Consider the following 26082-nt stretch of genomic DNA (forward strand, 5'->3'; position numbering starts at 1 on the left):
CCAAGGGCGTCGAGATTCTTATGGATAAATTGATTATTACTGGCGGTGCTCGTCTTGATGGCGAAATCCGTATCTCCGGGGCAAAGAACTCTGCCCTGCCGATCCTGGCGGCCACCTTGCTGTGCGATGGCCCGGTGACCGTGGCCAACCTGCCGCACCTGCACGACATCACCACCATGATCGAGCTGTTCGGACGCATGGGCATCGAGCCTGTGATCGACGAGAAACTCGCCGTCGAGATCGACCCGCGCACCATCAAGACCCTGGTCGCACCGTACGAACTGGTTAAAACCATGCGTGCGTCGATCCTGGTGCTGGGCCCGATGGTTGCCCGTTTCGGTGAAGCCGAAGTCGCCTTGCCTGGCGGTTGCGCCATTGGTTCGCGCCCGGTTGACCTGCACATTCGTGGCCTGGAAGCCATGGGCGCAGTCATCGACGTCGAAGGCGGCTACATCAAGGCCAAGGCGCCTGAAGGCGGCCTGCGCGGTGCGCACTTCTTCTTCGATACTGTCAGTGTGACCGGTACCGAAAACATCATGATGGCTGCGGCCCTGGCCAAGGGTCGCAGCGTCCTGCAAAACGCCGCTCGCGAACCTGAAGTGGTCGACCTGGCGAACTTCCTGAACGCCATGGGCGCCAAGGTTTCCGGCGCCGGTACCGATACCATCACCATCGATGGCGTCGAGCGTCTGCACACCACCACGTATAAAGTGATGCCAGACCGTATCGAAACCGGTACCTACCTGGTTGCCGCTGCCGTGACCGGTGGTCGCGTGAAGGTCAAGGACACTGATCCGACCATCCTCGAAGCCGTTCTGGAAAAACTCCGTGAGTCCGGTGCCGAAATCACCTGCGGAGAAGACTGGATCGAACTGAACATGCACGGCAAGCGTCCGAAAGCCGTCAATGTGCGGACCGCTCCGTACCCGGCGTTCCCGACCGACATGCAGGCGCAGTTCATCTCCCTCAACGCCATTGCCGAAGGCACCGGTGCGGTGATCGAGACGATCTTCGAAAACCGCTTCATGCACGTCTACGAACTGCACCGCATGGGCGCCAAGATCCAGGTCGAAGGCAACACCGCCATCGTCACTGGCACCGAAAAACTCAAGGGCGCGCCAGTGATGGCGACCGACCTGCGTGCTTCGGCCAGCCTGGTGATCTCGGCCCTGATCGCCGAAGGCGACACCCTGATCGACCGCATCTACCACATAGACCGTGGCTACGAGTGCATCGAAGAAAAACTGCAGATGCTGGGCGCCAAGATTCGTCGCGTTCCGGGCTAGACCCTGCTGCATGGGCATAAGGACGTGCCCGTTGATTTGTTGAAGTCGAGCCGTTTTCGGCTCGATGTGTGTCCGGCGCCATTTGCGACCGGGCATGAGTACCTTGATAAGGACTGACGTTTCCCATGTTGACCATCGCACTGTCCAAGGGCCGCATCCTTGACGACACCCTGCCGCTTCTGGCTGAAGCGGGCATCGTGCCGACCGAGAATCCGGACAAGAGCCGCAAGCTGATCATTCCCACGACCCAGGAAGATGTACGCCTGCTGATCGTGCGTGCCACCGACGTGCCGACTTACGTCGAGCATGGTGCCGCCGACCTCGGTGTCGCCGGTAAAGATGTGCTGATGGAATATGGCGGCCAGGGCCTGTACGAGCCACTGGACCTGCAAATTGCCCAGTGCAAGCTGATGACGGCCGGCAAGGTCGGCGCGGTCGAGCCCAAGGGCCGCCTGCGCATCGCCACCAAGTTCGTCAACGTTGCCAAGCGCTATTACGCTGAACAGGGTCGTCAGGTCGACATCATCAAGCTGTACGGCTCGATGGAGCTGGCACCGCTGATCGGTCTGGCAGACAAGATCATCGACGTGGTCGACACCGGTAACACGCTGCGGGCCAACGGCCTGGAGCCACAGGATTTCATTGCTGCCATCAGCTCCCGGCTGATCGTCAACAAAGCTTCGATGAAGATGCAGCACGCCCGTATCCAGGCGTTGATCGACACCCTGCGCAAGGCAGTGGAGTCTCGACACCGCGGCTGATTCACCTGCGCGACGTTAAGTCGCGCCCGTCTATCCGCCTCATAGCCAGAATTCTCAGGTGCCCAAGCGGAAACGACTGCTAAGTTAGGGCGCCTGAGTTTTTGCCATTCCTATGAGGCTCTCGCTATGACCGCACCGACTGCAATTCGCCGACTCAACGCTGCTGACCCGGATTTCGCGCATCATCTGGATCATCTGCTGAGCTGGGAAAGTGTGTCTGACGACTCGGTCAATCAGCGGGTGCTGGACATCATCAAGGCCGTGCGTGAGCGTGGCGACGCGGCACTGGTGGACTTTACCCGCCAGTTCGACGGCCTGGACGTGAAGTCCATGGCCGACCTGATCCTGCCGCGCGAGCGGCTGGAGCTGGCGCTGACCCGCATCTCCGTGCCTCAGCGCGAAGCCCTGGAAGTCGCCGCGGCTCGCGTGCGCAGCTATCACGAAAAACAGAAGCAGGATTCCTGGAGCTACACCGAGGCCGACGGCACCGTGCTGGGCCAGAAGGTCACGCCACTGGATCGCGCCGGCCTGTATGTACCGGGCGGCAAGGCGTCGTACCCGTCGTCGGTGTTGATGAACGCGATTCCGGCCAAGGTCGCCGGCGTGACCGAAGTAGTCATGGTGGTGCCGACCCCGCGCGGTGAAATCAACGAACTGGTGCTGGCCGCTGCCTGCATCGCCGGCGTCGACCGCGTGTTCACCATCGGTGGCGCTCAAGCCGTTGCGGCATTGGCTTACGGCACCGAAAGCGTGCCGAAAGTCGACAAGGTCGTCGGCCCGGGCAACATCTATGTCGCTACCGCCAAGCGCCACGTGTTCGGCCAGGTCGGTATCGACATGATCGCCGGTCCCTCCGAGATCCTCGTGGTGTGCGACGGCCAGACCGATCCGGACTGGATCGCCATGGACCTGTTCTCCCAGGCCGAGCACGACGAAGACGCCCAGGCAATCCTGGTCAGCCCCGACGCCGAGTTCCTCGACAAGGTCGCCGCCAGCATCACCAAGCTGATGCCGACCATGGAGCGCGCCGCGATCATCGAAACCTCAATCAATGGCCGTGGTGCACTGATCAAGGTTCGCGACATGGAGCAAGCCATCGAAGTGGCCAACCGCATCGCGCCGGAGCACCTCGAATTGTCCGTTGCCGATCCACAAGCCTGGCTGCCGCAGATCCGCCACGCCGGTGCGATCTTCATGGGGCGTCACACCAGCGAAGCCTTGGGCGACTACTGCGCCGGTCCCAACCACGTTTTGCCGACCTCCGGTACTGCGCGCTTCTCTTCGCCGCTGGGTGTGTATGACTTCCAGAAACGTTCGTCGATCATCTTCTGCTCCGAGCAGGGTGCGTCCGTACTGGGCAAGACCGCTTCCGTGCTGGCCCGTGGCGAGTCGCTGACTGCCCACGCCCGCAGCGCCGAATACCGCATCGTTGACGAAGACTTTCCACAAGGGCAGGGGAACTGAACATGAGTAAATTCTGGAGCCCGTTCGTCAAGAATCTGGTGCCTTACGTGCCGGGCGAACAGCCGAAACTGGCGAAGCTGGTGAAGCTCAACACCAACGAAAACCCGTACGGTCCATCGCCGAAAGCCTTGGCTGCGATGCAAACCGAACTCAATGACAACCTGCGCCTGTACCCGGACCCGAACAGCGATCTGCTGAAGAACGCGGTCGCCAAATACTACGGCGTGCAGGGCAACCAGGTGTTCCTCGGCAACGGTTCCGATGAAGTGCTGGCGCACATCTTCCACGGTTTGCTGCAGCACGATCAGCCGCTGCTGTTCCCGGACATCAGCTACAGCTTCTACCCGGTCTACTGCGGGTTGTACGGCATCAAGTTCGACGCGGTGCCGCTGGACGAGCAGTTCCGGATCAGCCCGGCGGACTACGCCAAACCGAACGGCGGGATCATCTTCCCTAACCCGAACGCACCGACCGGCTGCCTGTTGGCGCTGGAGGCGGTGGAGCAGATTCTCAAGGCCAGCCCGGATTCGGTGGTGGTGGTCGACGAGGCCTACATCGACTTCGGCGGCGAGACGGCAATCACCCTGGTGGACCGCTATCCGAACCTGCTGGTGACCCAGACCCTGTCCAAGTCCCGTTCCCTGGCCGGTCTGCGGGTAGGCCTGGCGGTGGGGCATCCGGACCTGATCGAGGCGCTGGAGCGGATCAAGAACAGCTTCAACTCCTATCCGCTGGATCGTATGGCGAATGTCGGCGCTGCCGCAGCGTTCGACGATCGCGAGTATTTCGACAAGACCTGCGCGTTGGTGATCGAGAATCGCGAGAAGGTCGTTGCACAGCTAAAGGAGAAGGGTTTTGAAGTGCTGCCATCGGCGGCGAACTTCATTTTCGCCCGTCACCCCCGGCACGATGCGGCGGGGCTTGCGGCGAAGTTGCGCGAGCAAGGCGTGATCGTCCGGCACTTCAAGCAGGAGCGGATCGCCCAGTTCCTGCGGATCTCCATCGGCACGCCAGAGCAGAATCAGGCGCTGATCGACGGCCTCGGCGACCTGTAAACCACCGCTGCCCCCTGTAGGCGCGAGCAAGCTCGCTCCTACAAGGGTTTGTATTAGCCGCTTACTCTTCTTCTTTATCCTTGACCGGAGCCGGCGGTGGGCGCAGGCCGACTTCCGCCGTCAGTTTGAGCTCCTTGCCGTTGCGCATCACCTGGATCGCGACCTTGTCGGTCGGCTTGATCCGCGCCACCTGATTCATCGAGCGACGGCCATCACCGGCCGGTTCGCCATCGATGGAAAGAATCACATCACCCAGTTGCAGGCCGGCCTTCTGTGCCGGACCATCGCGGAAAATCCCCGCCACGACAATGCCAGGGCGTCCGGACAAACCGAACGACTCGGCCAGTTCCTGGGTCAGCGGCTGCACTTCGATACCCAGCCAGCCACGAATCACCTGGCCGTGCTCGATGATCGACTTCATCACTTCCATCGCCAGCTTCACCGGGATCGCGAAACCAATGCCCTGGGAGCCCCCGGACTTGGAAAAGATTGCCGTGTTGATGCCGGTCAGGTTGCCGATGGCATCCACCAGCGCACCACCTGAGTTGCCGGGGTTGATCGCCGCATCGGTCTGGATGAAGTCTTCGTAGTTGTTCAGGCCCAGTTGGTTGCGCCCGGTGGCGCTGATGATGCCCATGGTCACAGTCTGGCCGACGCCGAACGGGTTGCCGATGGCCAATGCAACGTCGCCGATGCGGATGTTGTCGGAACGCCCCACGGTGATCGATGGCAGGTTTTTCAGGTCGATTTTCAGAACCGCGAGGTCAGTCTCCGGGTCGCTGCCGATCACCCGTGCCAGGGTTTCCCGGCCGTCCTTGAGGGCCACCACGATCTGGTCGGCACCGCTGGTCACGTGGTTGTTGGTCAGGATGTAGCCTTCCGGGCTCATGATCACGCCGGAACCGAGGCTCGACTCCATACGTTTCTGCTTGGGCGAATTATCGCCGAAGAAGCGACGGAACTGCGGATCTTCGAACAACGGATGGTTGGGTTTGTTGATGACTTTGGTGGTGTACAGGTTCACCACCGACGGCGCCGCGGTGGATACCGCTTCGGCATAAGACACCGGGCCCTGCTGCATGCTGGTGGTTTGCGGCGCTTGTTGCAGATTGACGTCGAGGCTCGGGAGCCCGACCCACTGCGGGTAACGCTGGATTATCAAAAGAGCGACAAGCACGCCGGCCAACAGCGGCCAGCCGGAAAAACGCAGCGCCTTGAGCATTAAGCAGTTCCTGAGAGAGTTGCAGGCGGTATGAGACCGCTCATAATGACGCGCATTATACGAGGCCGCACGCGCCTCTGAACGGGATATTTAGGAGTCTTTTATGGCCGTCGCCCTGAGCACCCTGGTCGAAGAAGCCGACCGCTACCTCAACAGCGCAAGAATCGCCGATTATTGCCCCAACGGCCTGCAGGTCGAGGGGCGGCCGCAAGTGATGCGCATTGTCAGTGGCGTCACCGCCAGCCAGGCCTTGCTCGATGCGGCCGTGGAAGCCAATGCCGACCTGGTGCTGGTGCATCATGGCTACTTCTGGAAAGGCGAGAACCCGTGCATCACCGGCATGAAGCAGCGCCGCTTGAAGACCCTGCTCAAACACGATATCAGCCTGTTGTCCTATCACCTGCCGCTGGACCTGCACCCGGACGTCGGCAATAACGTGCAGCTCGCGAAGCAGCTCGACATTACCGTCGAAGGTCCGCTGGACCCGGACAACCTGAAGATTGTCGGCCTGGTCGGCTCGCTGAATGAGCCGATGATGCCCATGGATTTCGCCCGCCGTGTGCAGGAAGTGATGGGGCGTGAGCCGCTGTTGATCGAAGGCAGTGCAATGATCCGCCGCGTCGGCTGGTGCACCGGCGGCGGCCAGGGTTACATCGACCAGGCCATTCTGGCCGGCGTCGATCTGTACCTCAGCGGCGAGGCTTCCGAGCAAACCTTCCACAGTGCCCGGGAAAACGACATCAGCTTCATCGCCGCCGGTCACCATGCCACCGAGCGCTACGGCGTTCAGGCGCTGGGGGATTATCTGGCCCGTCGGTTTGCGCTGGAGCACATCTTCATCGATTGTCCGAATCCGATTTGACTCTGTCCGCAATGTGATCGCTCCCGTAGGAGCTGCCGAAGGCTGTGATCTTTTGATCTTGAAAAATCAACGTCAAAAAATCGCAGCCTTCGGCGGCTCCTACGTAGGGTGGGCATCCCAAACGGGCAGGCATATTCATATGCTCTTTCGATCTAGTTAGCGTCCTGATTAGAAGAGGTCGCTGTGCTAGGATCCCCGCTCGAACACGGCCCGCTGGCCGTTCATAAGAAAGCTTTCGTGAGTAGCCATGGTCGACAAACTGACGCATCTGAAACAGCTGGAGGCGGAAAGCATCCACATCATCCGCGAGGTGGCCGCCGAGTTCGACAACCCGGTGATGCTGTACTCCATCGGTAAAGACTCCGCCGTGATGCTGCATCTGGCACGCAAGGCGTTCTTCCCGGGCAAGCTGCCGTTTCCGGTGATGCACGTCGACACTCGCTGGAAATTCAAGGAGATGTACAGCTTCCGCGACAAGATGGTCGCCGAGCTGGGCCTCGACCTGATCACCCACGTCAATCCTGACGGCGTGGCGCAGGACATCAACCCGTTCACCCACGGCAGCGCCAAGCATACCGACATCATGAAGACCGAGGGCCTGAAGCAGGCACTCGACAAGTATGGTTTCGACGCAGCATTCGGTGGCGCCCGTCGCGATGAAGAGAAATCCCGCGCCAAAGAGCGCGTGTACTCGTTCCGCGACAGCAAGCACCGTTGGGACCCGAAGAACCAGCGTCCCGAGCTATGGAACGTCTACAACGGCAAGGTCAACAAGGGCGAGTCGATCCGCGTCTTCCCGCTGTCGAACTGGACCGAGCTGGACATCTGGCAGTACATCTACCTGGAAGGCATCCCGATCGTTCCGCTGTACTTCGCCGCCGAGCGTGAAGTCATCGAGAAGAACGGCACGCTGATCATGATCGACGACGAGCGCATCCTCGAGCACCTGAGCGATGAAGACAAAGCCCGCATCGTCAAAAAGAAAGTGCGTTTCCGTACCCTTGGTTGCTACCCGTTGACGGGCGCGGTGGAGTCCGAGGCCGAAAGCCTCACGGACATCATTCAGGAAATGCTCCTGACGCGAACTTCCGAGCGCCAGGGCCGTGTCATCGACCACGATGGCGCCGGCTCCATGGAAGACAAAAAACGTCAGGGTTATTTCTAAGGGGTTGTCATGTCGCACGTATCTGATTTGATCAGCGAGGACATCCTCGCCTACCTGGGCCAGCACGAACGTAAAGAGCTGCTGCGCTTTCTGACCTGCGGTAACGTCGACGACGGCAAGAGCACCCTGATCGGGCGCCTGCTGCACGACTCCAAGATGATCTACGAAGATCACCTGGAAGCCATTACCCGCGACTCGAAAAAGGTCGGCACCACCGGTGAAGACATCGACCTGGCATTGCTGGTCGACGGCCTGCAGGCCGAGCGTGAGCAAGGCATCACCATCGATGTCGCGTACCGCTATTTCTCCACCGCCAAGCGCAAATTCATCATCGCCGACACCCCGGGCCATGAGCAGTACACCCGCAACATGGCCACCGGTGCCTCCACCTGTGACCTGGCGATCATCCTGGTCGATGCACGTTACGGCGTGCAGACCCAGACCCGTCGCCACAGCTTCATCGCCTCGTTGCTGGGCATCAAGCACATAGTCGTCGCCATCAACAAGATGGACCTCAAGGGCTTCGACCAGGGCGTGTTCGAGTCGATCAAGGCCGACTACCTGCAGTTTGCCGAAGGCTTGAAGCTCAAGCCGACCAGCATGCACTTCGTGCCGATGTCGGCCTTGAAGGGCGATAACGTGGTGAACAAGTCCGAGCGCTCGCCGTGGTACACCGGCCAGTCGCTGATGGAAATTCTTGAGACCGTGGAAGTGGCGGGCGATCGCAACTTCACCGACCTGCGTTTCCCGGTGCAGTACGTCAACCGTCCGAACCTGAACTTCCGTGGCTTCGCCGGTACGCTGGCCAGCGGCATCGTCAAGAAAGGCGATGAAGTCGTAGTGCTGCCGTCGGGCAAGAGCAGCCGCGTGAAGTCCATCGTCACCTTCGAAGGTGAACTGGAGCACGCCGGTCCCGGTCAGGCAGTCACGCTGACCATGGAAGACGAAATCGATATCTCCCGTGGCGATCTGTTGGTTCACGCCGACAACGTGCCGCCGGTGACCGACAGCTTCGAAGCGATGCTGGTGTGGATGGCTGAAGAGCCGATGCTGCCGGGCAAGAAGTACGACATCAAGCGCGCCACCAGTTACGTGCCGGGCTCTATCGCCAGCATCGTCAACAAGGTCGACGTGAACACCCTGGAAGAAGGTCCGGCCAGCGCGTTGCAGCTCAACGAAATCGGCAAGGTCAAGATCGCGCTCGATGCGCCGATTGCCCTCGACGGTTACGACAGCAACCGCACCACCGGCGCCTTCATCATCATCGACCGCCTGACCAACGGCACCGTTGGCGCGGGCATGATCGTCGCCCAGCCTTTGGCCCATGGCACCAGCACACACCACGGCAAACTGGCCCACGTCGCCACCGAAGAACGCGCACAGCGCTTCGGCCAGCAACCGGCCACCGTGCTGTTCAGCGGCTTGTCGGGCGCGGGCAAAAGCACCCTGGCATATGCCGTTGAACGCAAGTTGTTCGACATGGGCCGTGCGGTGTTCGTACTCGATGGCCAGAACCTGCGTCACGACCTGAACAAAGGTCTGCCACAGGATCGCGCCGGGCGTACCGAGAACTGGCGCCGTGCCGCACACGTTGCGCGTCAGTTCAACGAAGCCGGTCTGCTGACCCTCGCGGCGTTCGTTGCGCCGAGTGCCGAAGGTCGTGAACAGGCCCGGGAACTGATCGGCAAGGAGCGTCTGCTGACGGTCTACGTCCAGGCTTCGCCGACAGTCTGCGCCGAGCGCGATCCGCAAGGTTTGTACGCGGCGGCCGGGGATAACATCCCGGGCGACTCCTTCCCGTACGACGTACCGCTGGATGCCGATCTGGTGATCGACACCCAGTCCGTGTCCCTGGAAGAAGGCGTCAAGCAAGTGCTGGGTCTGCTGCGTGAGCGTGGTGCGATCTAAGCCTTAGCTGCAAAATGAAAAACCCGCCGATGAGTGATCATCGGCGGGTTTTTTGTGTCTTTCAGATCGTCAAAAGATCGCAGCCTTCGGCAGCTCCTACATTGGTTCGGCGTACATCCTGTAGGAGCTGCCGAAGGCTGCGATCTTTTGATCTTAAATCTGCGGATACTCGCGATGCATCTGTTCCAGCAACGCATCCTTGTCCTGCCACAACTGATTGATCCAGCCCTGGAACTGCAGGCGGTATTCGCCGTCCTGGTCATAGTTCTTGCCAATGAATTGCGGCGGAATCTTCAGCTCTTCAAAGTGCACCACCACATCCGCCACGTTCCCGCACAGCAAGTCCCAGAAACCCGGGCGCCCGGCGGGGTAGTGGATGGTCACGTTGACCAGGGATTCAAGCTGCTCGCCCATCGCATCCAGCACAAAGGCAATGCCGCCGGCCTTGGCCTTGAGCAGGTACTTGAAGGGTGACTGCTGTTGCTTGTGCTTGCCCTCGGTGAAGCGCGTGCCTTCGACGAAGTTGAAAATGCCCACCGGGTTGTCGCGAAATTTCGCACAGGTCTTGCGGGTGGTTTCCAGGTCCTTGCCTTTCTTCTCCGGGTGCTTCTCCAGATAGGCCTTGGAGTAGCGCTTCATGAACGGAAAGCCCAGCGCCCACCAGGCCAGCCCGATCACCGGAACCCAGATCAGCTCCTGCTTGAGGAAGAACTTCAGCGGCTGAATGCGCCGGTTGAGCACGTATTGCAGCACCAGGATGTCGACCCAGCTCTGGTGGTTGCTGGTAATCAGGTACGAGTGCTGATAGTCGAGGCCTTGCAGGCCGCTGATATGCCAGCGCGTGCGGCGTACCAGGTTCATCCAGCCTTTGTTGAGGCTGATCCAGGCTTCGTGGGTATGGCTCATCAGCCAGCCCGCGAGGCGCTGGGTGAGGGCGAACGGCAGTACCTTGACGAGTGCCACGCAGAACAGGAACGAACAGAGCAAAATCGTGTTCAGTGCCAACAGCAGCGAGGCGATCACGCCCCGCAACGGGGCGGGTAGGAAGTCCAGCATTTACACATCCATAGGTCGGTTGGCGGCTTGGATCGCGGTCAGGGCGATGGTGTAGACGATGTCATCGACCTGCGCCCCGCGGGGCAAATCGTTCACCGGTTTGCGCAAGCCTTGCAGCATCGGCCCGAGGCTGACGCAGTCGGCACTGCGCTGTACGGCCTTGTGCGTGGTATTGCCGGTGTTGAGGTCTGGGAACACGTAAACCGTGGCACGACCGGCCACCTGACTGTTCGGCGCCAATTGCCGGGCCACGCTTTCGTTGGCGGCGGCGTCGTATTGCAGGGGGCCGTCGATCAGCAGCGAGTGCTGTTGCTCATGGGCGAGCAGGGTCGCCTCGCGGACCTTCTCGACTTCTTCGCCGCTGTCCGACTCGCCGCTGGAGTAGCTGATCATCGCCACCCGTGGCGTGATGCCGAAGGCGGCGGCCGAGTCAGCGCTTTGCAGGGCGATCTCGGCCAGTTCGCTGGCACTCGGGTGCGGGTTCATCACGCAGTCGCCGTAGACCAGCACCTCTTCCGGGAACAGCATGAAAAACACCGAAGACACCAAGGTGCAGCCGGGTGCGGTTTTGATCAGTTGCAGGGCCGGGCGGATGGTGTTGGCGGTGGTGTTGATCACGCCCGACACGAGGCCGTCGACTTCATCCAGGGCCAGCATCATGGTGCCGATCACCACGGTGTCTTCCAGTTGTTGCTCGGCCATCGGCGCGTTGAGGCTTTTGCTTTTGCGCAGCGCGACCATGGGCTCGACATAGCGCTCGCGGATCGAGTCCGGATCGATGATTTCCAGTCCCGGCGGCAACTCGATACCCTGGGCGCGGGCGACGGCCTGCACGTCCTCGGGCTTGGCCAGCAACACACAGCGAGCGATGCCACGGGCCTGGCAGATCGCGGCGGCCTGCACGGTCAGCGGCTCACTGCCTTCGGGCAGCACGATACGCTTGTTGGCCGCCTGCGCACGCTGGATCAATTGATAGCGGAACACCGCTGGCGACAGGCGCATTTCCCGTGGCGTACCGCAGCGTTGGTGCAGCCAGTTGGCATCGAGATGGCCAGCGATGAAATCGGTGATGATTTCGGCGCGCTCGCGATCGTCGATGGGGATTTCCTTGTTCAGGCCGTTGAGCAGGTTGGCGGTGTCATAGGAGCCGGTACTCACCGACAGCACCGGCAACCCGGCCTGCAGGGCGCCACGGCACAGGTCCATGATGCGCGGGTCGGGCAGGGTGTCGCTGGTCAGCAGCAGGCCGGCCAGCGGTACACCGTTCAAGGCCGCGAGGCTGACGGCGAGGATGATGTCGTCGCGGTCGCCAGGAGTCACCACCAGCACGCCGGGCTTGAGCAACTCCACGGTGTTGCGCATGGTGCGGGCGCAAATGATGATCTTGGTCATGCGCCGGGTTTCGTAATCACCGGCGTTGAGCACTTGCGCGCCCATCAGGTCGGCAACGTCGCGGGTGCGCGGGGCGTTCAGTTCCGGCTGGAACGGAATGCAGCCGAGCAAGCGGAAATCACCGCTGCGCAGCAAGGGCGAATGCTCCTTCAGGCGCGTGGCGAAGGCTTCCATGCTTTCCTCGGTCTTGACCTTGTTGAGGATCACACCGAGGACTTTCGGATCTTTCGGGCCGCCAAACAATTGCGCCTGCAACTCGACGCGACCGGAGAGTTCGGTCAGCACTTCGTTTTCCGGCGCCGAGACCAGGATCACTTCGGCGTCGAGGCTCTTGGCCAGGTGCAGGTTGACCCGCGCGGCGTAACTGGCGCTGCGGGTCGGTACCATGCCTTCGACAATCAGCACGTCCTTGCCGATGGCCGCCTGCTGATAAAGGGCGATGATTTCTTCGAGCAACTCATCGAGCTGACCGTCGCCGAGCATGCGCTCGACATGGGCCAGGCCCAGGGGCTGGGGCGGTTTCAAACCGTGGGTACGCGCCACCAGTTCGGTGGAACGTTCCGGGCCGGTGTCGCCCGGATGCGGCTGGGCAATCGGCTTGAAAAAACCGACCTTGAGGCCGGCGCGCTCAAGGGTACGCACCAGCCCGAGGCTGATGGAGGTCAGACCCACACCAAAATCGGTGGGCGCGATAAAAAAAGTTTGCATGCGGATTCTCTAAAGGTGCATTGCAAAGGCGATGACCTATAACTGGTCGTCTACCGAAATTCAGTCGCCAAGGTTATCGCTAACCGAGCCTTGTGCGCACCAACCACAATCAAAGGGTTGGCCTATTTTTTCCTGGCGCTGCGCAGGGTCCGTGACCCAGGCACGGGATTGCCATGGCGGCTGGTGCCGCAGGTGCTGGGTGTGGCCGCAGGAAAGCTCGGCCACCCAGTGCCCGTCCTCGTCCTGATGGAAGCCTGTGATCGTCGAATCCCGTCTGTCCGGGTTGTGTTCGCTTTCGGACGATTGCTTCGCTAAACTTGGCCTTTCAATCTTCTTATGCAAAAGGTCTCGCCCCATGCTGATCGCCGCCAATAAGGCTGTCTCCATCGACTATACCCTGACCAACGACGCTGGTGAGGTCATCGACAGCTCCGCCGGCGGCGCGCCGCTGGTCTACCTGCAAGGCGCAGGCAACATCATCCCGGGCCTGGAAAAGGCTCTGGAAGGCAAGGCTGTCGGCGACGAGCTGACCGTAGCCGTAGAACCTGAAGACGCTTACGGCGAATATGCTGCCGAACTGGTCAGCACCCTGAGCCGCAGCATGTTCGAAGGCGTCGACGAGCTGGAAGTGGGCATGCAGTTCCACGCCTCCGCTCCGGACGGCCAGATGCAGATCGTAACCATCCGTGATCTGGACGGCGACGACGTCACCGTCGACGGCAACCACCCGTTGGCCGGTCAGCGCCTGAATTTCCAGGTCAAGATCATCGACATCCGTGACGCCAGCCAGGAAGAAATCGCTCATGGCCACGTCCATGGCGAAGGTGGCCATCACCACTGATTTCTGCGCTAAGCTCAGATAACTGGAGAGGCGCCCTGTGGGCGCCTTTTTAGTCTGCGGCCGTCCCTGACGACACCGACAAGTGGCTGTTTCGAGAAGAACACGGGAATCTGGAGTACGCCATGAGTGCTTTTCACGACCTTAAATTGACAGCCCTGGATGGACAGGAGCTACCTCTGGCGCCTTTCAAAGGCCAAGTCGTACTGGTGGTCAACGTTGCCTCCAAATGCGGCCTGACCCCGCAGTACGCGGCGCTGGAAAACCTCTACCAGCAATTCAAGGCCAAGGGCTTCAGCGTCCTGGGCTTGCCGTGCAACCAGTTTGCCGGGCAGGAACCGGGGACCGAACAAGAGATCAAGGATTTCTGCAGCCTCAACTATGGCGTGACCTTTCCGTTGTCCAGCAAGCTGGAAGTCAACGGGCATGAGCGTCATCAGTTGTACCGTTTGCTGGCGGGCGAGGGCGCGGAGTTTCCCGGCGACATCACCTGGAACTTCGAGAAGTTCCTGTTGGGCAAGGACGGCCGTGTACTGGCTCGGTTCTCGCCGCGTACGGCGCCCGATGATCCGACCATCGTTCACGCGATTGAAAAAGCGCTGAGTTAAGCCAGAGATCAAGATCAGGGGATCGCAACCTTCGGCAGCTCCTACGGCGAATGTGTACCCGTAGGAGCTGCCGAAGGCTGCGATCTTTTGCTTTCTGCCTTTTGACTCTTAATCACCGAAATCAATAATGCTGTTCAATGGGTTGGGCACTCCATATTATAGCCGTCATAAAGTCATTCTTCCGTGGAGCGTCCCATGTCCGTCAAAGCCCTGTTCAAACCGTTCCACCTCGGCACCCTCGAATTGCCGACCCGTGTCGTCATGGCGCCGATGACCCGCTCCTTTTCCCCGGGCGGTGTGCCTAATTCCAAAGTGATCGAATACTACCGTCGTCGCGCCGCTGCGGGCGTCGGCCTGATCATCACCGAAGGCACCACCGTCGGTCACAAGGCTTCCAACGGCTATCCGAACGTTCCGCATTTCTACGGTGAAGCGGCCTTGGCCGGCTGGAAGAAAGTCGTCGACGCCGTTCACGCCGAAGGCGGCAAGATCGTTCCGCAGTTGTGGCACGTGGGCAGCGTGCGCCGGATCGGCACCGAGCCGGACGCCAGCGTGCCGGGTTATGGCCCGTCGGAAAAACTGAAGGAAGGCCAGGTTGTGGTGCACGGCATGACCAAACAGGACATCCAGGATGTGATCGCCACGTTCGCCCAGGCTGCCAAGGATGCCCAGAGCATCGGCATGGACGGCGTGGAAATCCACGGAGCCCACGGTTATCTGGTGGATCAGTTCTTCTGGGAAGGTAGCAACCAGCGTACCGACGAATACGGCGGCAGCCTGGCCAACCGTTCGCGCTTCGCCATTGAGTTGATTCAGGCCGTGCGTGCCGCGGTCGGTGAAGGTTTTCCGATCATCTTCCGTTTCTCCCAGTGGAAGCAGCAGGACTACACCGCGCGTCTGGTGCAAACCCCGGAAGCCTTGGGCGAGTTCCTCAAGCCGTTGGCCGACGCCGGCGTGGATATTTTCCACTGCTCGACCCGCCGCTTCTGGGAGCCGGAGTTCGACGGTTCCGAGCTGAACCTGGCCGGCTGGACCCGCCAACTCACCGGCAAACCGACCATCACCGTGGGCAGCGTCGGCCTGGATGGCGAGTTCCTGCAGTTCATGGTCAACACCGACAAGGTCGCGCAGCCCGCCAGCCTGGAAAAACTGCTGGAGCGCCTGAACAACGACGAGTTCGACCTGGTGGCGGTCGGTCGTGCCTTGCTGGTGGACCCGGACTGGGCGCAGAAAGTGCGCGACGGCCGTGAGGAAGACATTCTGCCGTTCAGCCGTGAGGCGTTGATGTCGCTGGTTTAAGCGGCGAGCGGGAAGGCCTCATCGCGAGCAAGCTCGCTCCCACAGGTTCTGCGGTGATCACCAATCATGTGTGAATCAAGAACCCTGTGGGAGCGGGCTTGCTCGCGAAGACCGACTCAAGAACACTGCAAAATCAAGGAACAATCGGTGCAATCGGCACCACCATCTCCCCGGTGCAGGCCCCGCGCAACTGCCCTTCGAACTGCTCGATGATCGTCGCCCAACCCTGGCGACTGGCATGTTGGCGTGCATTGAGGCGCACATTGCGCAAGGCTTCCCTTTCCTCCAGCAGCCATGCCGCTGCATCGCAGAACGCTTCTTCATCCCCCGGCATCGCCAGCACACCGTTGTAGCCATGACGAATATGCTGGGCGGCTGCCGCCTGGTCGTAGGCCACCACGCCAAGCCCCGAAGCGAGTGCTTCAAGCACCACATTGCCAAAGGTTTCGGTCAGGCTTGGAAATAGGAACACGTCGCCAGAGGCGTAGTGACAGGCCAGGGCTTCACCCCGTTGGGTGCCGCAGAAAATCGCCTCGGGCATTTCGTTTTCCAGTTCCTGGCGCTGCGGGCCATCGCCGACCACGATCAGTTTCAGCGTGCGCTGTGGATAACTCGCCTTGAGGGTATTGAAGGTGCGCTTGAGCAAGCCGAGATTCTTTTCCGGGGCCAGGCGTCCGACATGAATGACGGCGATGTCTGCTTCGGCCAGTCCCCATTGCTCGCGCAGGGCACTCAAGCGTTTGGCCGGGTGAAACAATTCGCTGTCGACCCCACGGGACAGCAACGCCACTCGCTCGAACTGACGTCGCTCCAGTTCCAGGCGCTGGCTGACGCTGGGCACCAGGGTCATGGTCGAACGGTTATGGAACCAGCGCAGGTAGTGGGTCAGCAGGCGCGTGAGCAAACCAAACCCGTACTGGTTGGAATACTGCTGGAAATTGGTGTGGAAACCGCTGACCACGGAAATCCCCAGTCGCCGTGCCGCACGTAGCGCAGAGAGGCCCAGCGGGCCCTCGGTGGCGATGTAGAGCACATCCGGGCGGTGACGCGTCCAGCGCCGCAGCAGTTTGTGCATCGACGACTGACCCCATTGCAGGCCGGGATAGCCCGGTAGCGGCCAGCCGCGGCACAGCAGCAATTCATCGTCGCTGCCCAACTGCTGGTCGCAGCCCTGACGTGGTCGCACCAGCTCCACTTGATGCCCGCGCGCGCGCAAACCGTCGCACAAGCGACCCAGGGTATTGGCCACGCCGTTGATTTCCGGTGGGAAGGTTTCGGTGATCAGGGTGATATGCAGAGCTGTCGTCATGACCCCAGTGTCGACCGGGGCCATGTCGTCAGTGTGACGTCAGGATGATGGATTTATGAATTAGCGCTGGGTCACCAGGTTTTCCGCGCCGCGTTCACGCACCCAGAACAGCGTCGCCCCGGCCACGGCCGCCGGCATCATCAGGATGTTGACCACCGGGATCAACAGCACCAGGTACACGCTGCCGCCGAAGCTCATGCTCTGCCAGCGCTTCTGCCGCAGCCAGGCGAGCATTTCGTTCCAGCCCAGCTTGTGGTTGTCCGCCGGGTAGTCGATGTACTGGATCGCCATCATCCACACTCCGAACAATAGCCACAGCGGCGCGGCGATGATGTTCACCACCGGGATGAACGAGAGGATGAACAACCCGACTGCCCTGGGCAGGAAGTAGCCGAGCTTGCGCATTTCCCGGGCCAGGGTGCGCGGGATCATGGCGATCAGCTCACCCCAGCTGAAGGCCGGGAAATCATCGGTGCCGCGCACCACCACTTCGACTTTCTCCGCGAGGAAACCGTTGAACGGCGCGGCGATGACGTTGGCGAGCATGGTGAAGGTAAAGAACACCATGAACACCACAAGCACCACGAAAATCGGCCAGAGGATGTAGCTGAGAAAACTCAGCCAGTCGGGCAGGGAGGGCATCAAGGTATCGACCCACAGGCTGAATTGATGGCCGGCCAGGTAGATCAATCCGACGAACAGCACCAGGTTGATTGCCAGCGGCAACAGCACAAACAGACGCAGGCTGGGGCTCAGCACCAGCTTGAGGCCTTCGCGCAGGTATTGCGGGCCGGACAGGACAGGGGCGGGCATAAGAGGCTCCAGGCAGAGGGAAAACGCGCCGACCTTACCGGCTTTGCTTCACAGGCGAAAGCGCGATGGAGGTATCGACATTCACTGTAACAAAGACGTCGATATCATCGGCGAGATGGCATAGAGACCACCTATGAGCTGGATTGTTAAACCGTATTTCCTTAATCTTCGCCCCCTCGATACGCTGCACCCAATCTTTTTACAGGACGGTCGGGTTCAAGCCTTCCCCAAGTGCTTTCAACCGTTCTTTTTTATTCCAGCCGGCAATCCGGCGTTCCGCGCCAGGTATTCCGGGCCGGTCAACAGGAGCAGGTCATGTCTGAAGTCCGTCATTCGCGAGTGATTATTCTCGGTTCCGGCCCTGCCGGTTACAGCGCCGCGGTCTATGCCGCTCGTGCCAACCTCAAGCCACTGCTGATCACCGGCATGCAGGCCGGCGGTCAACTGACCACCACCACCGAAGTCGACAACTGGCCGGGCGACGTCCATGGCCTGACCGGCCCGGCGCTGATGGAGCGGATGCGCGAGCACGCCGAGCGCTTTGAAACCGAGATCGTGTTCGATCACATCAATGCCGTCGACTTCGCTGCCAAGCCATACACCCTGACCGGCGACAGCGCGACTTACACCTGTGACGCGCTGATCATCGCCACTGGCGCCAGCGCTCGTTACCTGGGCCTGCCATCGGAAGAAGCGTTCATGGGCAAAGGCGTTTCGGCCTGCGCGACCTGCGACGGTTTCTTCTACCGCAACAAGCCTGTGGCTGTGGTCGGCGGCGGCAACACCGCTGTTGAAGAAGCCCTGTACCTGGCCAACATCGCCAGCAAAGTCACCCTGATCCACCGTCGCGAAACTTTCCGCGCCGAGAAGATCCTGATCGACAAGCTGAACGCCCGTGTTGCCGAAGGCAAGATCGAGCTGAAGCTGAACGCGACCCTGGACGAAGTACTGGGCGACAACATGGGCGTGACCGGTGCCCGCCTGAAGAACAACGACGGCAGCTTCGACGAAGTGACTGTCGACGGCGTGTTCATCGCTATCGGCCACACTCCGAACACTTCGCTGTTCGAAGGCCAGTTGACCTTGAAAGACGGTTACCTGGTAGTCCAGGGCGGCCGTGAAGGCAACGCCACTGCCACCAACCTCGAAGGTATCTTCGCCGCCGGTGACGTGGCGGACCACGTGTACCGTCAGGCCATCACCTCCGCTGGCGCCGGTTGCATGGCGGCACTGGATGCCGAGCGTTACCTCGACGATCTGCAGAACGCTTGATTCTGCTTTTGTTGAACTGAAAAAACCGGCTTCGGCCGGTTTTTTTTGCCCGCGATTTACCACCCGATCACATTCCAGTGTGGGATTGTGTTCAGGTCAGTCTTGCCAGGCATGCCTCAAGGATGTCCAGCCCTTCCTCCAACACTGACGCCTCGATGGTCAGCGGCGCCAGCAGCCGGATGATGTGCCGCGATTTGCCGCTGGGCATCAGCAGCAGGCCTGCATCCCGCGCCAAGGCGAGCAGTTGGGTCAATTGCGCTGATGCGGGTGAGCCATCGGCGTTGATCAGCTCGATACCACGCATGGCGCCGACACCCGTCAGGCGTCCCAGGTACGGCGTCAGGTTGTTCGTGCGCCAGGTTGCATGGCGACCGACAATCGCTTCTTCCTGTTGGGAGCCCCAGGCATGCAGGTTGGCATCGGTCATTTCATCCAGGGTTGCCAGTGCCGCTGCGCAGGCGATGGGATTGCCGGAGTAAGTGCCACCAAGCCCGCCCTTGGGCAGGTTGTCCAGCAGCGACTTGCGTCCGACCACCGCACCCAGCGGCACACCGCCGGCGATGCTTTTGCCGAGCAGGATCAGGTCCGGCTCGATGCCCAGCCGCGAGAACGCGAAGCGCTGGCCGGTTCGGCCGAAACCGGACTGGATTTCATCGGCGATCAGCACGATGCCCTTGTCGTCGCAGAACTTGCGCAGTGCCTGGGCGAACTCGACATCCATGGCCACGAAGCCCGCTTCGCCCTGCACCGGTTCGACGATAAAGCAGGCGACGTCTTCGACATCAATCTCGACGCTGAACAGGCGCTCCATGGCTTTGAGGGCCTCGGCACAGGTGACGCCGTTGTCCTGGCTGGGGAAGGGCAGGTGAAACACCGGCCCCGGCAGCACGCCGACTTTCTGTTTGTAGGGCGCGACTTTGCCATTGAGGTTGAGTGTCGCCAGGGTGCGGCCGTGGAAAGCGCCGTCGAAGGCAATTACAGCGGTGCGACCCGTTGCGCCACGGACGATCTTCAGCGCGTTCTCAGCCGCTTCGGCGCCACTGTTGGTCAGCATGCCGCTGACCGGGTAATCGACCGGGATAAAGGCGCTGAGGCGGTCCATCAAGTCGATGTAAGGCCTATGAGGCGCGGCGTTGAACGCGTAGTGGGTCAGTCGGGTGGCTTGTTCGCGAATGGCTTCGACGATGCGCGGATGGCAATGGCCGAGGTTTAGCACGCCGATGCCGCCGACAAAGTCGATATAGCGCTTGCCATCGGTGTCCCAGACCTCGGCATTCTTGCCGTGGCTGAGCGTGACAGGGTGAACGATGTTGATCGACTGGCTGATGGTTTCGCTGCGCATGGAGGATCGGCTCGGAAGAAGGAGGACTTCTTTTTATCTAAGCCGTGAGCGGTGGTACGGGGCAAACGAAATAAAGTTGCCGGGTCAATCTTAAAAGTCGGAATGTGCAGGGTGAAACAATAGAGATCAAAAGATCGCAGCCTTCGGCAGCTCCTACATTGAGGTTTGATTCCCTGTAGGAGCTGCCGAAGGCCGCGATCTTTTTGGTATCAGCGGCGGGTCAGTGGCTGCTGAGCGAATTTCACACCAGCCAGGCCATGGGCAATCAACGCGCGGATGTTGGCGTGGTCGCTGCCTTCAGGTGTGGCAACGACCGAACGGTAATGCTCGCCAAAAGCCAGCAGTGCTTCTTCATCGCTCAAGCCTTCGAGCAGCGCCAGGCCCAGGGTCTTGCACGAACCTTCGTTCTGTCCGGCCGCGTTTTCCACGCCACCGTTGTTGAACACCTGAGGTTGGTAGTCGTAACCGGCGGCGATGAAGGCCAGGGTATCGGCGAAGGCGTGTTCGCCGGTCTTGAGGCTGGCACGCAGGGTGTTCAAATCACTCATTGGGTTTTCCTTTGGCGAACGCCGCTTGCTGGTCGGCGCTGGCTTCTTGCTGATATTGGGCTTTCCATTCGGCGTACGGCATGCCGTAAACCACTTCGCGGGCTTCGTCGAGGCTGACCTCGATCTGGCGGTCGTCGGCCGCCGCCTTGTACCACTTGGACAGGCAGTTGCGGCAAAAACCCGAGAGGTTCATCAGGTCGATGTTCTGTACATCCTTGCGGCTGTCCAGGTGGGCCACCAGCCGGCGAAAGGCGGCGGCTTCGAGTTCCAGGCGTTGTTGATCGGTCATGGCGGTCTCTGCGAGTCAGCTTCAAACGGCACGCTTGAAGCTGCAAGTTGGATGGCGGTGGCTGCAAGTTTACAGCCTGGCGCTTGTGGCTTGAAGCTAGCGGCTCGCTGCAAGCGTAATCGATACCGACTCGGCGAATCGCAGCGCGTGGGGCTTGTCGACCTCGACCTCGGCGTACAACACCGATGCGTTGGCCATCACCAGGTCGAGAATTTCCTGGGTCAGGCGTTCGAGCAGCGCAAAGCGGTTGCCTTCCACATGGGCGATGATCGCCTTGGTAATCGTGCGGTAGTTCAACGCGTGATCGATGTCGTTGTCCCGCACTGCTTCCTGGGCTGCGTACAGAATGGTGAGGTTGATCAGCACATCCTGCTTGTTGAGGATTTCATCCTCGTTGATGCCGATGAAGGTACGCAGGCCCAGGTCTTTGACCCGGATGCGTGCCATGCCTGGCTGAAGTTGTGGCATTGCTACTTGCTCCGTCCAATCAATTGCAGGAACTCCTGACGGGTGTTGCTCGACTCGCGGAAGGCGCCGAGCATCACCGAGGTGTTCATGGTCGAATTCTGTTTCTCGACGCCGCGCATCATCATGCACATGTGCTGTGCCTCGATGACCACTGCGACACCAGCCGCGCCGGTCACTTGCTGCACCGCGTCGGCGATTTGCCGGGTGAGGTTTTCCTGGATTTGCAGGCGCCGGGCGAACATGTCCACCAGTCGCGCGATCTTCGACAGACCCAGCACCTTGCCGGTTGGAATATAAGCCACATGCGCCTTGCCGATGAAGGGCAGGATGTGATGTTCGCAAAGCGAGTACAGCTCGATGTTGTCGACGATCACCATTTCATCGTTGTCGGAGGCGAACAGCGCGCCATTGACGATCTCTTCGACACTTTGCTCGTAACCATGGCAAAGGTACTGCATGGCTTTGGCCGCACGCGTCGGCGTATCGAGCAAACCCTCGCGGTCGGGGTTTTCACCGAGACCGATGAGGATCTCTCGATAATTCTGGGGCAGGGATAACGTCATGGAAAATCCTCGCGGGACACTATTTGATGTGCCTTCCGCCATTGACGGTCAGTGTGGTGCCGGTGACATAAGGGTTGTCGAGCAGGTAGCGCAGGCTCTGGTAGACCACTTCGCAGCCGGGTTCGATGCCCAGCGCGGACTTGGCCAGCGCCTTGGCGCGGTAGGCCGCGTCGTCCTCAGGGTTGAACAGTAGCAGGGCCGGCGCGATCCCGTTGACCTTGATGGCCGGCGCGTACCTGGCGGCGAAGGACAGGGTCAGGCTGTCGAGCCCGGCCTTGCTGGCGCAATAGCCGATGTGCTTGCTGCTGCCCTTGCGGGTCACGTCATCGCTGATGTGCACGATGTCGGCGGGGCTTGAGCGTTGCAACAGATCGGCGCAATGCAGGTTGATCAGGTAGGGCGCCAGCATGTGCACGCTGAACATGCGAGTGAATGCCGCGGCGTCGGTATCTGGCGTTTCGGCCAGCCATTCGGAGGCGTTGTGGACAATCGCCCGCAAACAGTCGGTATGGGTTCTCAGTTCGCTGATGAAGGCGAGGATCCCGGCCTCGCTGGCGAAGTCCGCGAACACCGCGGTGGCCCCGAGGTCGCGCAGGGCTTGTACGCCGGGGCGCTCGTTGCGGTAACTGAATATCACCCGATGGCCATCTTCCAGCAATCGCCGGGCGCAGTGCAGGCCGACACGCTGGCCGGCGCCGGTAATGAGGACAGGGGCTGCGGAAGAAGTCATGAACGGCTCGCATCGCGGTGAGAGCAAAACTATACCAGCGAGGAGTCGTGAGATGTCTCGGAAAAGATCGCAGGCTTCGCCAGCTCCTACTAATCGACAACAGATGACGGCCCGTAGGAGCTGGCGAAGCCTGCGATCTTTTAACGATTTTGCGGTACTGAGGTCGTGGGCAATGGACGTACCGGCGTGCGGTTAAGCCAGCCGGCCAGCAAACGGGTCGACAACGGAATGAACAAATAAACCATCAGCGGCGTCAGGCACAGCGTGCTGAGCAATACCCGCGGCAGCAGGCTCATGTCGCTGATCAGCGGACCCAGCACAAAGTTGAACAGCAACGAAACCGGAAAGAACGCCAGCCAGATCGCCACTGCCTGTTTCCAGCGCGGCGGGCGTTGACCGACGGCACCGAACCAGCCCTCGATGCCGCTGACCCGGTGTTCTGTCGGGTGGGCGAACAGGTCGCTGCCACGTGCCAGCCAGGCAGTGCGCGAGGCCGAATGCTCCCAGGCGTGCAGGGTCTGCTCGTCGGCGAAGCGGAAAATGATCTGGAATTCGTCGTCCTCGGGCGGCGGAGCGAGCACACCGGAGCCGAGATAACCGGGAAAATCGGTGGCCAGTTGTTCGCCTTCGCGCAGCCAGGCAATCAGGTCCTGGTAACGTCCATTGGCAACACGGCGAGCAACCATCAGCGTGACGGGAGGGGTAGACATTGTGTATCTCCGTAAGGCATTTGCGTCGCTCCGGATAGGAACTTCGCCAGGCACAGCGCCGGGGTGGTGGGCTGCGACTCGAAACAAGCAAGGATTATTCCTGATTCCGTCCCTGGCATCTGTGACCTTGATCCGTTGATTGGCGGTATCGATTTTTTACGGAAACTTTACGGGGCAGGGGCGTTAGAATAAGGCTCGGACGATACAGGGATGTTTCAACAGGATGCCCATAATTACAGACGTCGCTTCAGGCTCCACGCAGGCCGTCGCTCTCGAACAGGAAGAACTCTTTCCCATTCGCGAGGTGGCGCGACTGACAGGTGTCAACCCGGTCACGCTTCGAGCCTGGGAGCGCCGATATGGCCTGATTGCTCCAACACGCACCGATAGTGGGCATCGCCTGTATTCGATGTCCGATATCGAGCGTGTCCACAGCATCCTTGGCTGGATCGAGCGCGGGGTTGCCGTCAGCAAGATCGGCAAGATACTGGCCAGGACCAAGCCGCTCCAGCCGTTGTCGCACATCATCCCCAGCAGCCTTGTGGAAGCCGATTACGCTCAGTGGCGGCAGCAGGTGCTTGCTGCGGTCAACGGGTTTGACGACCTTCGGCTGGAGCAGGTCTACGGGCAGATCTTTTCCAGCTACTCCCTGCCGGTGGTGTTCCAGGACATTCTGATCCCCGTCTGGAAGCAATTGTTGCAACGCCAGGATCAGTTCGGTGGAACCAGCGAGTGGCTGTTCCTGGATGGCTTTCTGCGGTCCCGGGTAGTGCAGCGTCTATTGTTGATGCGCGAAAAACAGCCGCGTGGCGTGGTCATTTGTGCTCTGGATGGCAATTGCCGGGAACTGGAACTGCTGGTCGCCGCGCTGTTCCTGAGTTCCGGACCATTGGCCGTTCGTGTACTGAACATGGGCCAGCCATTCGAGGAGCTGGCGCTGATGTGTGAAAGGATCAAGCCCCTGGCACTGGTGCTGTTTTCCAATCATGCGCCTGCTCCCGAGTTGCCGCGGCGCCTGAATCGCCTGGCCATGAGTCTGGAGTGTCGGTTGTTGTTGGCCGGCGATGCTTGCGACCTGGTACAGGAGAGCCTGGCCGGGTCATCGATCGGTTGCCTGGGCAATGAAGGGGAGTTCATGAGCCAGCGTCTGAAGCAGTTCCTGGCGGGTACTCTGGATACTTGAAGTTCAGAGATGCAGCGTTGGATGAGTCAAACGATGCTGTTGCAGGATGAACTGGCGCAGACGCTCGGTTTCGTCCGTATCGCCCTGGCTCAGTTGATAGGCGTAGAAGCCCTTTTCGTTTTCTTTCTCGAAGGTGCCGCGCAAGGCAATCCGCTCGTAGCCTGAGGGGCTGAACCACAAGGCGAAATGCTTCGGCGGTTTGGTCTTGTTGCGAGCTTCCAGCAAAACCCCTTTGCACGACACTTCGTGTACCCACAGGGTGCCGGGTTGACCCTTGGCGTTTTCCAGCGCTACCGGTTCGTCCAGCACCAGGCGCCAAGGCCGGACCATCGGGCCGTCTTCATAGATGCTCGGTACGCCGAGACGCAAATGCAGCGCATGGAACTCGTCTTCCACCAGGTGCAGGGGGAAGGTCATTTGCTGGTTTTCGAAGCTGGCTTGAATGGTGACCTGCTCATGGGCCGCCAGGCGAGTGAGCAGGTCACGGATTTGCGAACCACCGTTGACGAGCAGGCTCGACGTCGCGTCCCGCACATTGAGTTGCGGGTTGTGTTGCATGGTCTGGATGAAATCCAGCTCATCCTGGGTCAGGAGCGCGTCGCGTTGCATGGCCAACTCGAAGGATATAGTTACAAAATCATTGGTGATTGTAGTTACTGACCATTAATTCCGGGTTTCGTTTGCGCCGTTCGTCGCCTTGAGCGCGGCAAGCTCGGCCTGGAGTTCAGCCAATTGCCCTTCCAGCTGTGCCACGCGCTGTTGCGCCTTGACCTGTACGGTGACGTCTTTCTGCACTCCAACGAAATAGGTTTGCCCGTCCGCCGGATTTTTCACCGTTGAAAGGGACAGCTCGTTCCAGAACGGTGTGCCGTCCTTGCGGTAGTTGCGCAGTATTTCCCGGCAGGATCCTTCGCGGTTCAATGCATCGCGAATCAATGGCAGGGCTTCCTGATCGCGGTCTCCCGACTGCAGGAAGCGACAGTCCTGATAGAGGATTTCTTCACTGGAATACCCCGTCAGGCGTTCGAACGCGGGGTTGACGTAAATGAGGATCTTGTCCTGTTCACCTTCCTTTTCGGCAATCACGATACCGTCATTGGAGGCGTTGATTACCATTTGCAGCAGTTGTGCATTAATCATCGGAGTATCCTTTCCTGATTGATTGTCGATTGCATTCTAAAAGAACTATCACGACCGTGCTGTTAATATCCGGGTCTTTTACTCGGATTCA

General features: G+C 60.4%; 27 protein-coding genes. 12 read left to right on the plus strand and 15 right to left on the minus strand.

Features of this window, described 5'->3' with window-relative positions; translation table 11 throughout:
* Positions 1–20 precede the first annotated feature (20 nt).
* From murA to hisC, 4 genes are all read left to right on the plus strand, one after another.
* Positions 21–1286, plus strand: a complete 1266-nt coding sequence (murA, locus tag ACMDB8_RS03740; RefSeq protein WP_056728381.1) for a UDP-N-acetylglucosamine 1-carboxyvinyltransferase — start codon at positions 21–23, stop codon at positions 1284–1286.
* A gap of 125 nt (positions 1287–1411) precedes the next feature.
* Entirely contained in the window at positions 1412–2047 is a 636-nt protein-coding gene (hisG, locus tag ACMDB8_RS03745; RefSeq protein ID WP_008018703.1) for an ATP phosphoribosyltransferase, read from the plus strand.
* 126 nt (positions 2048–2173) lie between these two features.
* Positions 2174–3511 (plus strand): histidinol dehydrogenase, encoded by a 1338-nt coding sequence (hisD, locus tag ACMDB8_RS03750; RefSeq protein WP_409078297.1) that lies wholly within the window; start codon positions 2174–2176, stop codon positions 3509–3511.
* A 2-nt stretch (positions 3512–3513) separates the two neighbouring features.
* Positions 3514–4566, plus strand: coding sequence for a histidinol-phosphate transaminase (hisC, locus tag ACMDB8_RS03755; RefSeq protein ID WP_409078296.1), 1053 nt, complete (start codon positions 3514–3516; stop codon positions 4564–4566).
* A 61-nt stretch (positions 4567–4627) separates the two neighbouring features.
* Here the strand turns inward: hisC and algW are convergent, their stop codons facing one another.
* Complete coding sequence (gene algW, locus ACMDB8_RS03760; RefSeq protein ID WP_046040068.1) at positions 4628–5788, minus strand: Do family serine endopeptidase AlgW; 1161 nt, start codon at positions 5786–5788, stop codon at positions 4628–4630.
* A gap of 103 nt (positions 5789–5891) precedes the next feature.
* Between algW and ACMDB8_RS03765 the strand changes: the two genes are divergently transcribed.
* From ACMDB8_RS03765 to cysN, 3 genes are all read left to right on the plus strand, one after another.
* A complete protein-coding gene (locus ACMDB8_RS03765) occupies positions 5892–6650 on the plus strand; it encodes a Nif3-like dinuclear metal center hexameric protein (RefSeq protein WP_409078295.1) in 759 nt (252 codons plus the stop codon).
* 247 nt (positions 6651–6897) lie between these two features.
* Complete coding sequence (gene cysD / locus ACMDB8_RS03770) at positions 6898–7815, plus strand: sulfate adenylyltransferase subunit CysD (RefSeq protein WP_008046199.1); 918 nt, start codon at positions 6898–6900, stop codon at positions 7813–7815.
* 9 nt (positions 7816–7824) lie between these two features.
* Positions 7825–9723: a sulfate adenylyltransferase subunit CysN gene (gene cysN / locus ACMDB8_RS03775; protein WP_223542489.1), complete on the plus strand. Its 1899-nt coding sequence runs from the start codon at positions 7825–7827 to the stop codon at positions 9721–9723.
* A 153-nt stretch (positions 9724–9876) separates the two neighbouring features.
* Here the strand turns inward: cysN and ACMDB8_RS03780 are convergent, their stop codons facing one another.
* From ACMDB8_RS03780 to ACMDB8_RS03790, 3 genes are read right to left on the minus strand one after another with little or no spacing between them, the layout of a single operon-like run.
* The gene (locus ACMDB8_RS03780) at positions 9877–10779 is read right to left on the minus strand and encodes an acyltransferase (protein WP_223542488.1); all 903 of its coding nucleotides are present in this window, start codon (positions 10777–10779) and stop codon (positions 9877–9879) included.
* Positions 10780–12879 carry a phosphate acetyltransferase gene (gene pta / locus ACMDB8_RS03785; protein WP_056728390.1) on the minus strand — a complete coding sequence of 700 codons (2100 nt, stop codon included), beginning with the start codon at positions 12877–12879 and terminating at the stop codon, positions 10780–10782.
* Between the two features lie 60 nt (positions 12880–12939).
* Entirely contained in the window at positions 12940–13266 is a 327-nt protein-coding gene (locus ACMDB8_RS03790; RefSeq protein WP_056728391.1) for a DUF3565 domain-containing protein, read from the minus strand.
* On the opposite strand from ACMDB8_RS03790, the gene ACMDB8_RS03795 reads away from it, so the two are divergent.
* From ACMDB8_RS03795 to ACMDB8_RS03805, 3 genes are all read left to right on the plus strand, one after another.
* Positions 13235–13720, plus strand: coding sequence for an FKBP-type peptidyl-prolyl cis-trans isomerase (locus ACMDB8_RS03795; protein ID WP_007901600.1), 486 nt, complete (start codon positions 13235–13237; stop codon positions 13718–13720). The two genes, ACMDB8_RS03790 and ACMDB8_RS03795, sit on opposite strands and share 32 nt — an antisense overlap.
* Before the next feature lie 122 nt (positions 13721–13842).
* On the plus strand, positions 13843–14325 hold the full coding sequence (locus ACMDB8_RS03800) for a glutathione peroxidase (RefSeq protein WP_056728393.1): 483 nt from the start codon (positions 13843–13845) through the stop codon (positions 14323–14325).
* A gap of 195 nt (positions 14326–14520) precedes the next feature.
* Entirely contained in the window at positions 14521–15624 is a 1104-nt protein-coding gene (locus ACMDB8_RS03805) for an NADH:flavin oxidoreductase (protein ID WP_056728394.1), read from the plus strand.
* Positions 15625–15757: 133 nt separating this feature from the next.
* On the opposite strand, the gene ACMDB8_RS03810 is transcribed toward ACMDB8_RS03805, so the two are convergent.
* Both ACMDB8_RS03810 and cysZ read right to left on the minus strand, forming a co-directional pair.
* Positions 15758–16957 (minus strand): glycosyltransferase family 4 protein, encoded by a 1200-nt coding sequence (locus ACMDB8_RS03810; protein WP_056728396.1) that lies wholly within the window; start codon positions 16955–16957, stop codon positions 15758–15760.
* Positions 16958–16993: 36 nt separating this feature from the next.
* A complete protein-coding gene (cysZ, locus tag ACMDB8_RS03815) occupies positions 16994–17746 on the minus strand; it encodes a sulfate transporter CysZ (RefSeq protein ID WP_056728398.1) in 753 nt (250 codons plus the stop codon).
* A gap of 315 nt (positions 17747–18061) precedes the next feature.
* Between cysZ and trxB the strand changes: the two genes are divergently transcribed.
* Entirely contained in the window at positions 18062–19018 is a 957-nt protein-coding gene (gene trxB, locus ACMDB8_RS03820) for a thioredoxin-disulfide reductase (RefSeq protein ID WP_056728400.1), read from the plus strand.
* 91 nt (positions 19019–19109) lie between these two features.
* Here trxB and ACMDB8_RS03825 read toward each other — a convergent pair whose 3' ends face one another.
* The 7 genes from ACMDB8_RS03825 to ACMDB8_RS03855 form a co-directional block, all read right to left on the minus strand.
* A complete protein-coding gene (locus ACMDB8_RS03825) occupies positions 19110–20360 on the minus strand; it encodes a 2-aminoadipate transaminase (RefSeq protein ID WP_409078294.1) in 1251 nt (416 codons plus the stop codon).
* A gap of 209 nt (positions 20361–20569) precedes the next feature.
* Positions 20570–20908 (minus strand): HopJ type III effector protein, encoded by a 339-nt coding sequence (locus tag ACMDB8_RS03830; protein WP_409078293.1) that lies wholly within the window; start codon positions 20906–20908, stop codon positions 20570–20572.
* Complete coding sequence (locus ACMDB8_RS03835) at positions 20901–21197, minus strand: DUF1244 domain-containing protein (RefSeq protein ID WP_046040093.1); 297 nt, start codon at positions 21195–21197, stop codon at positions 20901–20903. Before ACMDB8_RS03835 ends, ACMDB8_RS03830 begins: the two co-directional genes overlap by 8 nt.
* Before the next feature lie 96 nt (positions 21198–21293).
* Positions 21294–21665, minus strand: coding sequence for a dihydroneopterin triphosphate 2'-epimerase (folX, locus tag ACMDB8_RS03840; RefSeq protein WP_056728405.1), 372 nt, complete (start codon positions 21663–21665; stop codon positions 21294–21296).
* A 2-nt stretch (positions 21666–21667) separates the two neighbouring features.
* A complete protein-coding gene (folE, locus tag ACMDB8_RS03845; protein WP_008046221.1) occupies positions 21668–22228 on the minus strand; it encodes a GTP cyclohydrolase I FolE in 561 nt (186 codons plus the stop codon).
* 19 nt (positions 22229–22247) lie between these two features.
* Entirely contained in the window at positions 22248–22958 is a 711-nt protein-coding gene (folM, locus tag ACMDB8_RS03850; protein WP_409078292.1) for a dihydromonapterin reductase, read from the minus strand.
* Between the two features lie 140 nt (positions 22959–23098).
* Positions 23099–23668, minus strand: coding sequence for an antibiotic biosynthesis monooxygenase (locus ACMDB8_RS03855; protein WP_409078291.1), 570 nt, complete (start codon positions 23666–23668; stop codon positions 23099–23101).
* Positions 23669–23891: 223 nt separating this feature from the next.
* Here ACMDB8_RS03855 and ACMDB8_RS03860 point away from each other — a divergent pair, with 223 nt between their 5' ends.
* A complete protein-coding gene (locus ACMDB8_RS03860) occupies positions 23892–24851 on the plus strand; it encodes a MerR family transcriptional regulator (protein ID WP_223542485.1) in 960 nt (319 codons plus the stop codon).
* 3 nt (positions 24852–24854) lie between these two features.
* On the opposite strand, the gene ACMDB8_RS03865 is transcribed toward ACMDB8_RS03860, so the two are convergent.
* Both ACMDB8_RS03865 and ACMDB8_RS03870 read right to left on the minus strand, forming a co-directional pair.
* A complete protein-coding gene (locus ACMDB8_RS03865; protein ID WP_056728415.1) occupies positions 24855–25460 on the minus strand; it encodes a hypothetical protein in 606 nt (201 codons plus the stop codon).
* Between the two features lie 54 nt (positions 25461–25514).
* A complete protein-coding gene (locus ACMDB8_RS03870) occupies positions 25515–25991 on the minus strand; it encodes a PAS domain S-box protein (protein ID WP_056728416.1) in 477 nt (158 codons plus the stop codon).
* Positions 25992–26082: the final 91 nt, after the last annotated feature.

Origin of the sequence: Pseudomonas monachiensis (assembly GCF_047345015.1) — a bacterium.
GTDB lineage: Bacteria > Pseudomonadota > Gammaproteobacteria > Pseudomonadales > Pseudomonadaceae > Aquipseudomonas > Aquipseudomonas monachiensis.

Bases quoted from the DNA above. Each gene is read 5' to 3' on its own strand.
- ACMDB8_RS03870 (WP_056728416.1), bottom strand. From the start codon at position 25,991: ATGATTAATGCACAACTGCTGCAAATGGTAATCAACGCCTCCAATGAC.
- ACMDB8_RS03835 (WP_046040093.1), bottom strand. From the start codon at position 21,197: ATGACCGATCAACAACGCCTGGAACTCGAAGCCGCCGCCTTTCGCCGG.
- ACMDB8_RS03780 (WP_223542488.1), bottom strand. From the start codon at position 10,779: ATGCTGGACTTCCTACCCGCCCCGTTGCGGGGCGTGATCGCCTCGCTG.
- cysD (WP_008046199.1), top strand. From the start codon at position 6,898: ATGGTCGACAAACTGACGCATCTGAAACAGCTGGAGGCGGAAAGCATC.
- ACMDB8_RS03765 (WP_409078295.1), top strand. From the start codon at position 5,892: ATGGCCGTCGCCCTGAGCACCCTGGTCGAAGAAGCCGACCGCTACCTC.
- ACMDB8_RS03800 (WP_056728393.1), top strand. From the start codon at position 13,843: ATGAGTGCTTTTCACGACCTTAAATTGACAGCCCTGGATGGACAGGAG.
- ACMDB8_RS03830 (WP_409078293.1), bottom strand. From the start codon at position 20,908: ATGAGTGATTTGAACACCCTGCGTGCCAGCCTCAAGACCGGCGAACAC.
- algW (WP_046040068.1), bottom strand. From the start codon at position 5,788: ATGCTCAAGGCGCTGCGTTTTTCCGGCTGGCCGCTGTTGGCCGGCGTG.
- trxB (WP_056728400.1), top strand. From the start codon at position 18,062: ATGTCTGAAGTCCGTCATTCGCGAGTGATTATTCTCGGTTCCGGCCCT.
- cysZ (WP_056728398.1), bottom strand. From the start codon at position 17,746: ATGCCCGCCCCTGTCCTGTCCGGCCCGCAATACCTGCGCGAAGGCCTC.
- cysN (WP_223542489.1), top strand. From the start codon at position 7,825: ATGTCGCACGTATCTGATTTGATCAGCGAGGACATCCTCGCCTACCTG.
- ACMDB8_RS03860 (WP_223542485.1), top strand. From the start codon at position 23,892: ATGCCCATAATTACAGACGTCGCTTCAGGCTCCACGCAGGCCGTCGCT.
- ACMDB8_RS03855 (WP_409078291.1), bottom strand. From the start codon at position 23,668: ATGTCTACCCCTCCCGTCACGCTGATGGTTGCTCGCCGTGTTGCCAAT.
- hisD (WP_409078297.1), top strand. From the start codon at position 2,174: ATGACCGCACCGACTGCAATTCGCCGACTCAACGCTGCTGACCCGGAT.
- ACMDB8_RS03795 (WP_007901600.1), top strand. From the start codon at position 13,235: ATGCTGATCGCCGCCAATAAGGCTGTCTCCATCGACTATACCCTGACC.
- pta (WP_056728390.1), bottom strand. From the start codon at position 12,879: ATGCAAACTTTTTTTATCGCGCCCACCGATTTTGGTGTGGGTCTGACC.
- ACMDB8_RS03790 (WP_056728391.1), bottom strand. From the start codon at position 13,266: ATGGAGACAGCCTTATTGGCGGCGATCAGCATGGGGCGAGACCTTTTG.
- folM (WP_409078292.1), bottom strand. From the start codon at position 22,958: ATGACTTCTTCCGCAGCCCCTGTCCTCATTACCGGCGCCGGCCAGCGT.
- hisG (WP_008018703.1), top strand. From the start codon at position 1,412: ATGTTGACCATCGCACTGTCCAAGGGCCGCATCCTTGACGACACCCTG.
- ACMDB8_RS03810 (WP_056728396.1), bottom strand. From the start codon at position 16,957: ATGGCCCCGGTCGACACTGGGGTCATGACGACAGCTCTGCATATCACC.
- murA (WP_056728381.1), top strand. From the start codon at position 21: ATGGATAAATTGATTATTACTGGCGGTGCTCGTCTTGATGGCGAAATC.
- folX (WP_056728405.1), bottom strand. From the start codon at position 21,665: ATGCCACAACTTCAGCCAGGCATGGCACGCATCCGGGTCAAAGACCTG.
- ACMDB8_RS03825 (WP_409078294.1), bottom strand. From the start codon at position 20,360: ATGCGCAGCGAAACCATCAGCCAGTCGATCAACATCGTTCACCCTGTC.
- ACMDB8_RS03865 (WP_056728415.1), bottom strand. From the start codon at position 25,460: ATGCAACGCGACGCGCTCCTGACCCAGGATGAGCTGGATTTCATCCAG.
- folE (WP_008046221.1), bottom strand. From the start codon at position 22,228: ATGACGTTATCCCTGCCCCAGAATTATCGAGAGATCCTCATCGGTCTC.
- ACMDB8_RS03805 (WP_056728394.1), top strand. From the start codon at position 14,521: ATGTCCGTCAAAGCCCTGTTCAAACCGTTCCACCTCGGCACCCTCGAA.
- hisC (WP_409078296.1), top strand. From the start codon at position 3,514: ATGAGTAAATTCTGGAGCCCGTTCGTCAAGAATCTGGTGCCTTACGTG.